The following is a 12,520-nucleotide window of genomic DNA, read 5'->3' as shown; positions in this document are numbered from 1 at the left end:
GACCTGCGGCGCGCGCCGCTCGCGGCCGTCGCGGGGGCGGCGCGCCTCGCTCGCGGCCCCCGCGGGTGCACGCCGCGCCTCGCTCGCGGCCGTCGCGGTGCGGGGCGCGCCTCGCTCGCGGCCGCCGCGGGGGCGCCGCGCCTCGCTCGCGGCCCCCGCGGGTGCACGCCGCGCCTCGCTCGCGGCCGGCGAGCCGCCGCGGCGGCTACCGCGCGCCGTTTCTCGGCTCGCGCCAGTGGACCCAGCGCGGGTCGCGGTCGAGCTGCCGGTCGAGGATCTGTTGCCGCAGCATCTTTTCGCGCTGGCCCAGCTTGGCGATCTCGGCGGCGATCTCGTCGGAGAGCTTCTTGTACAGCGCCAGCCGCGGCTTCTTGTCGAGGTAGTGGCTATAGTCGAACGGTTCGCCGAAAGTGAGGATGACGGGCTCGGTGAGGTGCGAGTTCGGTTGCCAGGTCTTCGCGATCGAGCCGACGAAGTCGTTGTCGACGCCGAGGATGAACAGCGGCACGACGATCGGCCGCGCCTTGAGGACGATCTGACCGGTCCCCGGCTGAGCCGGCAGCAGGGTGTACGGGTCGTCGGTCTTGTTGCGAGTGCCCTCGGGGTGCATGCCGACGACGGTGCCGGGATCCTGCAGGAATCGGCAGATGCGGTCGACGGCGTCCTCGTTCCACTTGGACTTGGCGGGATCGCGGAAGATGGGCGGATACATGGCGCCGCCGCCGACGACGCAGTTGATCAGGACGCCGACGGGGTTTTCGTAAAAGAAGTTGGCGCGTACCGGGAAGTAGATGCGCTCGAGCCACCGGCACCGGCGGTGATAGAGGACGAGCATCGTGAGGTACATGTCGAAGAAGCTGCGGTGGTTGGCACACAGCAGCACGCCCCGGTCGGGGTTGAGGTCGAGTACGCGCTCGACGCGGTCGACGAACAGGCGGCGGGCGATGCCGGCGTAGACCCAGCGGCGTCCAAAATGGACGTGGAAAGGCTTCTGCAACCGCTTGAGCGCCGTTTCGTTGGCCAGGCGCAGCGCCGCAACCGACGCGCGCTCGAACCGCGACAGCTCGGGCATCGACCGCTTGTCCCTCTGCATCCGCGCACGTTTATCACACGGCGGCCGCGCGCGTGTACGATGCGCGGGTGCGCGGACCGATGGCCTGGATCGTCGTGCTCGCGCTGGCGGCCGGCTGCGCGCCGCCGGCGTGCGACGATACCGACGACCGGCTCGCGGCCGCGGTGGAGGTGCTCGTGGGGCCGCCGGGGCCGGCGGCGGACGCGGCGGCCGATCGACTCGTGGCGGCGGGTCGCGACGCGATCGCGGTCGTCGAGGTCGGGCTGTACGACGCCGACCCGGCGGGCCGGCGGCGCGTGATCGACGTACTCGCGCGCATCGGCCATCCGGATGCCGCCCCCATTTTGCGGCACCTCGCCGAACGGGACCCGGACGCGGGCGTGCGCGCGGCGGCGCGGCGGGCGTTGTCCGCGCTGCCGGCGCCTTGACTTACCGGTTGCCACGCCCGTATTTTCGCGGCCGTTCGCGACCCGAGAAGGGACCACGATGGCAGTTGAGTTTTCGCCCGAAGCGGCCAAGAAAATCGAGCAGATCGCCGCGCGTTACCCGTGGAAGCAGGCGGCCTGCCTGCCGGCGCTGCACATCGCGCAAAAGGAGTTCGGGCATCTGCACGACGACGCGTTGCGCGCCGTCGCCGCGGCGCTCGACCTGCCGTACGCGCACGTCTACGGGGTCGCTACCTTTTATACGATGCTGCGCCGCGAGCCGGCGGCGCCGAACGTGCTGCGCGTGTGCACGAACGTCGCGTGCATGCTGCGCGGCGCCTACGACGTGCTCGCGGCGCTCGAGGACAAGCTCGGCATCCGCCGCGGCGAGAGCACGGAGGAGTTCACGATCGTCGAGGAGGAGTGCATCGCGGCGTGTGCGAACGCGCCCGCGATCGTGTGCGGCACCCGCTACTTCCTCGACGTCGTGCCGGAACAGGTCGAGGAGATCCTCGCGGAGCTGCGCGAGCGGCCGCGGCCCGAATCGGAGGTCGTGTAGCCGTGCCCGCCGAACTGGGAACCAAGGTCGTCACGAAGCACTTCGGCCGCGAGGACGCCAAGCAGATCGCGGTGTACGAGTCGCTCGGCGGCTACCGCGCGCTCAAGAAGGCGCTCGACATGGCGCGCGAGGACATCGTCGCCGAGGTCAAGGCGTCGAACCTGCGCGGTCGCGGCGGCGCGGGCTTCCCGTGCGGCATCAAGTGGGGATTCGTGCCCAAGGGGGCCGAGACGGTCTACCTCGTGTGCAATTGCGACGAGTCGGAGCCGGGCACGTGCAAGGACCGCGAGCTGGTCTACTGGGACCCGCACCAGCTCATCGAGGGGATGATCATCGCGGCGTACGCGCTGGGCGCCAAGCACGCATTCGTCTATATGCGCGGCGAGATGATGCGCGAGTACCTCGTGTTGCAGAAGGCGGTCGACGAGGCGTACGAGCGCGGCTACCTCGGACCGCGCGTGTGCGGCCGCGACCTGTCGATCGACCTGGTCGTGCACCGCGGCGCGGGCGCGTACATCTGCGGCGAGGAGACGGCGCTGCTCAACTCGCTCGAGGGCCGGCGCGGCCAGCCGCGGCTCAAGCCGCCGTTCCCGGCGGTCGAAGGCGCGTTCGGCAAGCCGACCATCGTCAACAACGTCGAGACGCTGTCGAACATCCCGCACATCGTCGAGCACGGAGGCCAGTGGTTCGCCGAGCTGGGCGTCGGCCGTTCGGGCGGCACCCGCCTGGTGTGCGTGTCGGGCCACGTCGAAAAGCCGGGGGTCTACGAGATCCCGATGACGGTCACGTTCCGCCAGCTGATCGACGACATCTGCGGCGGCGTGTGGAAGGGACGCAAGGTCAAGGCGGTGATCCCGGGCGGCACGTCGATGCCGGTGCTCGCCGCCGACGAGCTGGACGTGCCGATCGAGTTCGACGCGCTCACGCAGGACGAGCGCATCCGCCCGGTCGAGGTCACGCGCGGGCGCCTGTTCGACATGGGCGGCGGCCGGCAGCTGCGGACGATGGCCGGGTCGGGCGGCATCGTCGTGATGGACGACACGACCGACATCCCGGCGGTGTGCTCGCGAATCATGGACTTTTACCACCACGAGTCGTGCGGGCAGTGCACGCCGTGTCGCGAGGGCACCGGGTGGCTCGCGAAGGTGTGCAAGCGGGTCGCGCGCGGCGAGGGCAAGCCGGGCGACGTGGAGCTTTTGGGCAACATCGCCAACGGCATCGCCGGCAACACGATCTGTCCGCTCGGCGAGGCGGCGGCGTGGCCGATGATGGCGTTTTTGACCAAGTTCCGCGACGAGTTCGAGGCCAAGTGCCGCGGTCCGGAGGCATGACGTGGAAGGCACCGGCCCAGTCGAAGCGCTGCTGTTCTGGTTGTTCGCCCTGCTGACGGTCGGCGGCAGCCTGTTCGTGATCACCCGCCGCAACCTGGTGGCGGCGACGATGGGGCTCGTCGGCACGTTCTTCGCCATCGCGGCGGTGTACGTGATGCTGTTTGCCCACTTCCTCGCCGCGATTCAGGTGCTGGTGTACGCCGGCGCGGTGATGGTGCTGTTCGTGTTCGTCGTGATGATCCTCAACCGCGAGGAAGACGAACCGTGGGCGCTGTCCGGCCTCGCCGGCAAGGGCGTCGCCACGGTTGCGCTCGTCTACCTGCTGGTGCGGGTCGGCCAGGTGCTTTGGCGCGTGCGCGAGGCGGCGCCCGCCGCGCTCGAGGCGGTCAACGGCCACGAGTTCGGCACCACGCGCGCGCTGGGCAGCACGCTGTTTCGCAGCTATCTGTTCCCGTTCGAGGCCGTGTCGGTCGTCTTGCTGGTGGCCGTCGTCGGCGCCATCGCCGTCGCACGGCCGACCCGGCGCCACGCCGAACAGGAGGACGCGCGATGACCGGCGTGTTCTGGAACATCACGATCGGCCACTTCCTCGTGCTGTCGGCTGTGCTGTTCGGCATCGGAATCGTCGGCGTGCTGATGCGCCGCAACGCGCTGATCGTGATGATGTCGATCGAGCTGATGCTCAACGCCGCCAACATCGCGCTGATCGCGTTCGCACGGCAGCACGGCGACATGGCGGGGCATGCGTTCGCGTTCGTCGTGATCGCGGTCGCCGCGGCCGAGGCCGCGGTGGGGCTGGCGATCGTTGTAGCCGTGTTCCGCAACCGCCGGCAGGTCAACGTGGACGAACTCACCGCGCTACGGCACTGACCCATGAGCGACCTGTCCCTATACTGGATTCCGCTGCTGCCACTGCTCGGCGCGGCGTTCAATCTGCTGGTCGGGCGCATGCTGCCGCGTCGCGTGGTGCACGCGGTGGCGGTGTCGGCCGTCGGGCTGGCGTTCGTCGTCGTGGCCGCCAAGGTGTTCGGGCCGCTGTGGCACGCGTGGCACGCCTGGTACGACGCGGGCCGCACCGGCGCCGCGCCCGCGCTGCACGAGACGGTCTACACGTGGCTGCAGACCGGCGCGCTGCGCGTCGACATCGCGTTCACGCTCGACGCGCTCAGCGCGGTCATGGTCGTGCTGATCACCTTCGTCGGCACGCTCATCCACATCTACTCGACGGGCTACATGGCCCACGAGCCTCGCTACGCCGCGTACTTCGGCTACCTCAACCTGTTTACCGGCGCCATGTTGATCCTGGTGCTGGGCGACAGCCTGCCGGTGATGTTCATCGGCTGGGAGGGCGTCGGCCTGTGTTCGTACTTGCTCATCGGCTTCTGGTTCGAGAAGGAGGCCAACGCCTACGCGGGCCGCAAGGCGTTCGTCGTCAACCGCGTCGGCGACTTCGCGTTCCTGCTCGGGATGTTCCTGATCTACTGGCAGGTGCGGACGCTGTCGTTCGCCGACATCAACGCGAACGCGTCGGCGTTCGGCGGCGAGCTGGTGTGGGGCGGCAGCGTCGCGTTCTTCGCGTGCACGCTGCTGTTCATCGGCGCCTGCGGCAAATCGGCGCAGATCCCGCTGTACGTGTGGTTGCCCGACGCGATGGCCGGTCCCACGCCGGTGTCGGCGCTCATCCACGCGGCGACGATGGTGACCGCGGGCGTCTACATGGTCGCGCGGCTGTCGTTTTTGTTCGCGACGACCCCGGGGGCGATGGCGATCGTCGCGGGCGTCGGTGCGCTCACGGCGCTCGTCGCGGCGGTGATCGCGTTCGCGCAGACCGACTTCAAGAAGGTCCTCGCGTACTCGACCGTATCGCAGCTCGGCTTCATGTTCGTCGGCGTCGGCGCCGGCGCGCACGCGGCGGGCGTGTTCCACCTGCTGTCGCACGGGTTCTTCAAGGCGGGGCTGTTTTTGGCCGCCGGGTCGGTGATGCACGCGATGAGCGGCTCCGGCGACATCACGAAGATGGGCGGCCTGCGCAAGAAGCTGCCGTGGACGCACCTGGCGTTCGTCGCGTACTGGCTGGCGATCTGCGGTGTGCCGCCGCTGGCCGGGTTCTTCTCGAAAGACGAGATCCTCGCCGGCGCGTTCGGCGCCCACGTCGCCGGCTGGCCCGCGTGGTACGGCAAGCTGCTGTGGGCGGTGCTCACCGCGGCGGCGGTCGGCACGGCGTTCTACATGTCTCGGCTGTACTTCCTCGTGTTCGCCGGCGAATGCCGTGCGGACGAACACACCCGCGCGCACATCCACGAGTCGCCGCCGTCGATGACCGTGCCGCTGCTGGTGCTGGCCGGGTTCACCGCGGTGCTCGGCGCGTTGTGGTTCCCGCACGCGCTGCAGCCGCCGTGGCTCCAGATCTACGAGTGGCTCGAGCCGGCGACGTCGCAGGCGCACGTGGGGCACGTCTCCACGTCGACCGGGTTCGGCCTGATGGGCCTGGCGACCGCGCTGGCGCTGGCCGGCATCTTCGCGGCCCGCGCGCTGTACGGGCGGGGGCCGTCGGCGGTGGTCGATCGGTGGACCGCCGCCGGCCTCGGCGCGCTGCTGTGGCGCTGGGTGCGCGACAAGCTGTACGTGGACGAGCTGTACGACGCGGTGATCGTGCGGCCGTTCCGCGCCGCGTCGGAGTTCTTGTTCGAGGTGGTCGATCGGTTCGTGATCGACACGCTGCTCGTCACCGGCGCCGCCACCGCGATCGACCTGGCCGGCCGCGCGGTGCGCGCCATCCAGAATGGCTACGTGCAGCGGTATCTGGTCGCCGTGCTGCTCGGCGCGGCCGCCATCTTCTACCTCACGAACCGCGGCGAGGCCGACTTCCGCTACCGCGCGGTGGGGCCCTACACCGTCGAGTTCGAGGCCGACGTCGGCACCGGGCCGGCGGCGCAGTCGGCCCGGATCGAGTGGGACTTCGACGGCGACGGCGCGGCCGATGCGGACGGCGCGCGCGTGACGCACCCGTTCCCCGCGGCGAACTCCTATCCGATCACGATGTGGTTTACCGACGGCGTGTTCGGAACGACCCGCCGCGTGGACAAGACGGTCGACGTGCAGGAGGCCCCGTGAACCCGCTGCTGCCCGTGCTGTTGTTGCTGCCGGCGGCCGGCGCCGCGTTGCTGTTGCTGATCCCGCGCGACCAGAAGGCGCTGCACCGCGGGATCGGGTTCGCCGTCGCGGTGGCGGAGTTCGGTGTGTCGCTCGCGCTGCTCGTCGGGTTTCGCACCGGCGCGACCGACTACCAGTTCCTGTTCGACAAGCCGTGGATCGACAGCATCGGCGCGCGGTTTTCGCTCGGCGTCGACGGCGTGTCGATGTGGCTCGTGTTGCTCACGACGTTCCTCACGCCGATCGTGCTGCTGAGCGCCCACAAGGCGATCGACGACAAGGTGCGCGAGTTCGTCGCGGCGGTGTTGGTGCTCGAGACCGGCATGCTCGGCGCGTTGCTGGCGCTCGACCTGTTGCTGTTCTACGTGTTCTGGGAACTCATGTTGGTGCCGATGTACCTGCTCATCGGCATCTGGGGCGGCGAGCGGCGGCTGTACGCATCGATCAAGTTCGTCATCTACACGATGGTCGGCTCGTTGCCGATGCTCGCGGCAATCCTGTACGTGTACGTGCAACACGGCCTGGTCACCGGCGACTACACGTTCGCGCTCGACCGACTGCAGGCGCTGGTGCTGCCGCACTCGGCGCAGGTCTGGTGTTTCGCCGCGTTCGCGCTGGCGTTCGCGATCAAGGTGCCGCTGTTTCCGCTGCACACGTGGCTGCCGGACGCCCACGTCGAGGCGCCGACGGCCGGCTCGGTCATCCTCGCCGGCGTGCTGCTCAAGTTCGGCGTCTACGGGCTGTTCCGGTTCGCCATGCCGCTGTTCCCGCACGGGGCGGACGTGCTGGGGCCGTGGCTAGGAGGGCTCGCGGTGGCCGGCATCGTCTACGGCGCGGCGGTTGCCTTCGTGCAAACGGACGTCAAGAAGCTCGTGGCCTACTCGTCCGTGTCGCACCTCGGCTTCTGCGTGCTGGGCCTGCTCGCCGTCAACCACATCGGCGTGCAGGGGTCCGTGTACGCGATGCTGTCGCACGGGCTCACGACCGGCGGCCTGTTCTTGGGCATCGGCGTGCTGTACGAGCGGCGCCACACGCGGCGGCTCGCCGAGTTCGGCGGGCTGTGGAAGCAAATGCCGGTGTTCGCCGGTCTCTACCTGATCGTCACGCTTGGGTCGGCCGGGCTGCCCGGGCTGTCCGGGTTCGTCGGCGAGTTCATGTCCCTGCTCGGCGCGTTCGAGGCCAACCGCGGCGGCAGCGCGCTGGCGATCCTCTACAAGCCGAAGCTGCTCGTGCTCGTCGGCGCCACCGGCGTGGTGCTCGGCGCCGTCTATCTGCTGTACATGTTCCAAAAGGTCATGTTCGGTCCGCTGGACCGCGACAAGAACGGCTCGCTGCCGGATCTGTCTGGCCGCGAAACGTGGGTGTTCATCCCGCTGGTCGCGATGATCTTCGTCATGGGCGTGATGCCGAAGCCGTTTCTTCACCGGATGGAGGCGTCCGTGACGCGGTTCGTCGACACGTACCGCGAGAAGGTCGACCTCGCCGACCGCGGGGAGCCCTACGTGTATCAGCCGCGCTACGGCGGCAAGGTCGTGATCGTCGGCGGCGACGAGACGGACGCGGGCGGTTCGCGTGACGCGACCGGCGCCGGCGGCCTGGGAGGCGAGCGATGATGTTTTCGCCGTCCGATCTGCTGTGGCAGCTGCCGCTGTTGGCGCTCGCAGGGACGGCGACGCTGCTCGTCGTCGCCGAGGCGTTCGCCGCCGGCGAGCGCCGCGGCTTCCTGATGAAGCTGGCGGTCGCCGGCTGTGCGGTCGCCGCCGTCGCGGCGATCGTGCTGTGGCGCAAGCTCGACGGTGGATCGCGCACGCTCATGGGCGGCATGGTGGTCGCCGACGATCTGTCGATGCTGTTTGCGGTGCTCGTCGCGGGCGTCACGGCGTTCACCGCGATGTCGAGCGCCGACTACCTGCGCGAGCACGGGTTCGAACTCGGCGAGTACTACGGCGTACTGCTGCTGTCGGCGACCGGCATGGTGATGCTCGCGAGCGCCGGCAACCTGGTGACCGCGTTCATCGGCATCGAGACGATGTCGCTCGGCGCCTACGTGCTCATCGCGTCGCGCCGGGGCGTGACGCGCAGCGCCGAGGCTGCCCTCAAGTATTTTCTGATGGGCGCGTTCGCGACGGGGTTTCTGCTGTACGGGATCGCGCTCGTCTACGGCGCCACCGGTACGACCGACCTCGGCATCCTGGCGAGCCGCGCCGTCGCCGACGCGACGGACCCGCTGCTCGTCTGCGGCATGTACCTGCTGATCGTCGCGTTCGGGTTCAAGGTCGCCGCGGTGCCGTTCCACATGTGGGCCCCGGATGCGTACGAGGGTGCGCCGACTCCCGTGACCGGTTTCATGGCCGCGGGCGTCAAGGCGGCCGCGTTCGCCGCGGTGCTCCGCGTGTTCCCGGCGGCGCTCGGCGGCGACGTGCTTCCGTACGGCACCATGGGGTGGGCGGGCATCTTCGCGGCGCTGGCCGCCATCACCATGACGGTCGGCAACCTCGGCGCGCTCCGCCAGGACAACGTCAAGCGCATGCTCGCGTACTCGTCGATCGCGCACGCCGGGACGATGCTGGTCGCGGTGGCGGCCGCCGGCATCGGCGTCGCCGCGGCGCAGCCGGCGCTCTTGTACTACCTCATCGCGTATGCGGTGACGACGGTGGGGGCGTTCGCGGTGGCGGCGTGGGTCGGCTCGCGGGGCGAGGAGCGCGAGCTGATCGACGACTGGTCGGGCCTCGCGAAGGCGCATCCCGGCGCGGCGCTGGCGATGACGGTGTTCATGTTGTCGCTCGGCGGCATCCCGCCACTGGCCGGGTTCTTCGGCAAGTTCTACGTGTTCGAGGCGGCGATGCGAGCACCGGACGGCCAGCTGTTGTGGCTGGTCGTCATCGGCGTGCTCAACTCGGTGGTGTCGATCTACTACTACCTGCGCCTCGTGACCGCGATGTACTTCCGCGATCCGTTGCGCGAGCCGCCGACGCTGGCGTCGCCGGCGGCGGTGTTCGTGTTCGTCGTGTGCGCGCTCGCCGTGGTGCAGATGGGGCTGTGGCCCGGTTGGTGGCTCGCGCGCGCCGGCGGCTGACCGGACGCGCGCTCCGGCGCGGCGCCGCTCAGTGCGCCTCGTCGTCCGTGTGCTCCTCGACCGTGGCGAGGATGTCCTTGACGTCGAGCAAGCGCAGCGAGTCGTCCCATGGCACGCGAACTCCCGCGTCCTTGCGAAACAGCACGCGCGACCCGTTGGGTACGCCGGACACGTTCTCCGCCGGCTCCTCGGTGGTCGGCTTGTTGCGCGCGACCTCGATCACCTCGCCGTACAGCGCCTCGTTGTGGCGTTCCTTGGCGCCCTCGGGCAGGTAGAGTCCGGTGTCCGTGCGGTTGTCCTCGCGCAGGACCTTGACCAGCACGCGAAACCCGAGCGGGAGGATGAGCCGATGGGCGCGCGGGCCGGTGGGTTTGAGTTTCGGGGCGTCGTCTGCCATGTGGTCGCAGAATAGCAGACCCGCCGGTCGCGCTCGCCTGCGCGGCCGGTGACGCCGCCCGCGTATCGCGCGCGGACCGACGGCCCTCCTCGCGCGACGGGGTCACCGCCGGCGCGCGCGGCTGCCGTCGACGCGCGCGGAGAACACGCGCTGGCCGTTGGCGGTTCCGGCCGGGACGAGCGCGATGACGTCGAGGCTCAGGCGAACCGTGCGCCCGTTGCGCAGGCGGATGTGCGCGTACTCCTGCTCGCCCTCGACGCGGAGCACCGTGACGCGGCCGAAGCTCGGGTGATCGATGCAATCGCCGGGGTGGAGTTGGACGTCGTGGTCCCACGCGCCGCCGGGATCCCCTGACGCCGGCGACCGCGGCGCGTTACCGCGATCGGTCTGGCCAGCGGACCGCACCGGCGCGCCGGCCGCGGCGGGCGTTCGGTCGGCCGCCGGCGCGAGTTCGGTGCACGCCGCGATCCCGGTGCCCTCGTCGATGCCACGGCGCGCACGAAGATCGTCGAACGCGTCGATCACGAGGTCGACCGCGAGGGCGCGCGCGTCCGTGAGGCGGCCGCCGGCCAGGTCGAGCCCGAGCGCCGTCTGTCGCATGACCGCGGCGCGCACTTCGATGGCCGGCTCGCCGTCGCGCTCCGCGATCGTCCCGGTCAGCGACACGAGTTCCAGGTGACCGTCGATCTCGCGCGGCGGCTGCCACGTCCGGGTCGCCGGATCGAACGGGCACACCGCCGCGTAGGCCAGCGCGCCGGTTCCACGGATGTATCCACAACGAATCGCATGCTCGCGGCACAGCGCACGCAGTGCGCCGATCAACTCGTCGCCGTTGTGGAGGGCCGCGACGATCGCGCGATGACGTGTGCTGACGGCGCTGAGCATGGCCGCGGGTTATAGCAGTCCGCCGCCCGGTGCCGGTGACCAGGCGCGGCGCGGCCGGCGGGATCCGCCCGTCGCGCGCGCCGGCGCCACTTTGGCCCGGGCGTGGCCGGTGTGACCGAGATCGCGCCGCAACGGTGCGGTAGTCGGCCGCGGGTGTCGACGGTTTGACGACCGCCGGCGAGTCGTCGACGGCCGCCATGCCAACGCCGCGAAAATGCGCGTGGCACGCCGCTCGCACGACGGCCGGGCGATGGCACCCGCCGATCGCAGTGCACAGCCCGCAGCCCGCGCCGCCCGGCTCGCGCGCGTCGCCCGCAGCGGCGCGTGCGGCGCGATCGGCTCGGCGGCCGATCTGGCGGCCCTCGTCGTCCTGGTCGAACGGGCGGCGGCGCCGCCCGCGGCCGCCGCGGCCGTGGCGGCGCTGTGCGGCGCGTGCGTGTGCTTCGCGCTCAACCGCCGGTGGGCGTTCCGCGACCGCTCGCCGCTGCGGTGGCGGCAGGTGGGCCGGTTCGCGGTCGTCGCCGGCGGCGCCGCGGCGCTCAACGCGGCCGTCGTCGGCGCGCTGGTGGGGGTGCTGCGCGGCGCGTACCTCGCGGCCAAGGCCGTATCCGCGTGCGTCGTGTTCGCGACGTGGACCTATCCGACACAGGCGCGGCTGGTGTTCGCGCCACGAGGAGAACCATCATGACCGATCTGTGCGACCTGACCATCGTCATCCCCGCGTACAACGAGCGCGACCGCATCGGGCCGACCCTCGCGGCGGTCGACGCATTCCTCGCCGCCGCGGGCCAGCGCTACGAGATCGTCGTCGTGGACGACGGCTCGACCGACGGCACCGCCGAGTTCGTGCGCCGGATCGCGCGCGCGCGGCCGGCGATCCGCTGTATCGCGACGCGCCCGAACCGGGGCAAGGGAAGCGCGGTTCGCGTCGGCATGCTCGCGGCGCGCGGCGCCGTGCGCGTCCTGTACGACGCCGACGGATCGATTCCGGCCACCGAGTTGCCGAAGGTCGTCAACCCGGTCGCGCTCGGCGACGCCGACATCGCGATCGGCTCGCGGTACGTCGCGGGCGCGGCGGTCGACCGGCCGCAGCCGCGCTACCGGGTGGCGTGGAGCCGGCTGGCGAACGCGGTGACGCGCCTGGTGCTCGTGCCGGGCATCCGCGACACCCAGTGCGGCTGCAAGGCGCTGTCCGCCGAGGCGGCGCGGGACGTGTTTCGCCGCACGCGCATCGACGGCTGGTCGTTCGACCTCGAGGTGCTGGCCATCGCCCGCGACCTCGGCTACTCGGTGCGTGAAGTCGGCGTGACGTGGTCGGACGACCCGCGGTCGCGGATCCATCCGGTGCGCGACGCCGTGCGCGGGGTGCGGGAACTGCTCGCGATCCGGCGCAATCGGGCGCGCGGGCTGTACCGCCGGCCCGCGCTGCCGGCGGACCGGGACGTGGCTGCGCCCGCCGCCGGCCCCCGCCCGACCGTGCGCGAACTCGCCGCGGCGCGGTGACGCGGGCGGGCGCGGAGCGACGGCCGCGGCGCGCCGTGCGGGCGTGTGCCGCGCGGGCGTGTGCCGCGCGCCCGGCGCGCCGCGCGGGCGTGTGCCGCGCGCCCGGTGCGCCGCGCGGG

Annotated in this window: 13 protein-coding genes; 10 read left to right on the top strand and 3 right to left on the bottom strand. The window is 71.0% G+C overall.

Annotated features, from left to right (window positions below; genetic code table 11):
* Positions 1 to 205: 205 nt before the first annotated feature.
* On the bottom strand, positions 206 to 1,093 hold the full coding sequence (locus D6689_05140; GenBank protein ID RMH43457.1) for a 1-acyl-sn-glycerol-3-phosphate acyltransferase: 888 nt from the start codon (positions 1,091 to 1,093) through the stop codon (positions 206 to 208).
* Positions 1,094 to 1,140: 47 nt separating this feature from the next.
* On the opposite strand from D6689_05140, the gene D6689_05135 reads away from it, so the two are divergent.
* Genes D6689_05135 through D6689_05100 form a run of 8 tightly spaced genes read left to right on the top strand, consistent with a single transcriptional unit; the run spans position 1,141 to position 9,616 of the window.
* Positions 1,141 to 1,500 carry a hypothetical protein gene (locus D6689_05135; protein RMH43456.1) on the top strand — a complete coding sequence of 120 codons (360 nt, stop codon included), beginning with the start codon at positions 1,141 to 1,143 and terminating at the stop codon, positions 1,498 to 1,500.
* A complete protein-coding gene (locus D6689_05130) occupies positions 1,403 to 2,056 on the top strand; it encodes an NAD(P)H-dependent oxidoreductase subunit E (protein RMH43455.1) in 654 nt (217 codons plus the stop codon). Before D6689_05135 ends, D6689_05130 begins: the two co-directional genes overlap by 98 nt.
* Before the next feature lie 2 nt (positions 2,057 to 2,058).
* Complete coding sequence (nuoF, locus tag D6689_05125; protein ID RMH43454.1) at positions 2,059 to 3,387, top strand: NADH oxidoreductase (quinone) subunit F; 1,329 nt, start codon at positions 2,059 to 2,061, stop codon at positions 3,385 to 3,387.
* A 1-nt stretch (position 3,388) separates the two neighbouring features.
* Positions 3,389 to 3,940: an NADH-quinone oxidoreductase subunit J gene (locus tag D6689_05120; GenBank protein ID RMH43453.1), complete on the top strand. Its 552-nt coding sequence runs from the start codon at positions 3,389 to 3,391 to the stop codon at positions 3,938 to 3,940.
* Positions 3,941 to 3,957: 17 nt separating this feature from the next.
* A complete protein-coding gene (gene nuoK, locus D6689_05115; protein ID RMH43458.1) occupies positions 3,958 to 4,257 on the top strand; it encodes an NADH-quinone oxidoreductase subunit NuoK in 300 nt (99 codons plus the stop codon).
* Between the two features lie 3 nt (positions 4,258 to 4,260).
* Positions 4,261 to 6,501, top strand: coding sequence for an NADH-quinone oxidoreductase subunit L (locus tag D6689_05110; GenBank protein ID RMH43452.1), 2,241 nt, complete (start codon positions 4,261 to 4,263; stop codon positions 6,499 to 6,501).
* On the top strand, positions 6,498 to 8,153 hold the full coding sequence (locus tag D6689_05105; GenBank protein ID RMH43451.1) for an NADH-quinone oxidoreductase subunit M: 1,656 nt from the start codon (positions 6,498 to 6,500) through the stop codon (positions 8,151 to 8,153). Before D6689_05110 ends, D6689_05105 begins: the two co-directional genes overlap by 4 nt.
* Entirely contained in the window at positions 8,150 to 9,616 is a 1,467-nt protein-coding gene (locus tag D6689_05100; protein RMH43450.1) for an NADH-quinone oxidoreductase subunit N, read from the top strand. The genes D6689_05105 and D6689_05100 overlap by 4 nt, the downstream gene beginning before the upstream one ends.
* A gap of 28 nt (positions 9,617 to 9,644) precedes the next feature.
* On the opposite strand, the gene D6689_05095 is transcribed toward D6689_05100, so the two are convergent.
* Both D6689_05095 and D6689_05090 read right to left on the bottom strand, forming a co-directional pair.
* Positions 9,645 to 10,013, bottom strand: a complete 369-nt coding sequence (locus D6689_05095) for a co-chaperone GroES (protein RMH43449.1) — start codon at positions 10,011 to 10,013, stop codon at positions 9,645 to 9,647.
* 102 nt (positions 10,014 to 10,115) lie between these two features.
* Positions 10,116 to 10,898 (bottom strand): DNA-binding protein, encoded by a 783-nt coding sequence (locus D6689_05090; protein ID RMH43448.1) that lies wholly within the window; start codon positions 10,896 to 10,898, stop codon positions 10,116 to 10,118.
* A gap of 214 nt (positions 10,899 to 11,112) precedes the next feature.
* Here D6689_05090 and D6689_05085 point away from each other — a divergent pair, with 214 nt between their 5' ends.
* Both D6689_05085 and D6689_05080 read left to right on the top strand, forming a co-directional pair.
* Entirely contained in the window at positions 11,113 to 11,586 is a 474-nt protein-coding gene (locus D6689_05085) for a GtrA family protein (GenBank protein RMH43447.1), read from the top strand.
* Positions 11,583 to 12,401: a glycosyltransferase family 2 protein gene (locus D6689_05080; protein RMH43446.1), complete on the top strand. Its 819-nt coding sequence runs from the start codon at positions 11,583 to 11,585 to the stop codon at positions 12,399 to 12,401. The genes D6689_05085 and D6689_05080 overlap by 4 nt, the downstream gene beginning before the upstream one ends.
* The last annotated feature ends 119 nt before the right edge of the window (positions 12,402 to 12,520 follow it).

This window comes from Deltaproteobacteria bacterium, from assembly GCA_003696105.1.
Classification (GTDB): Bacteria; Myxococcota_A; Polyangia; order Haliangiales; family J016; genus J016.
This window is presented reverse-complemented; position numbering and strand designations above follow the sequence as displayed.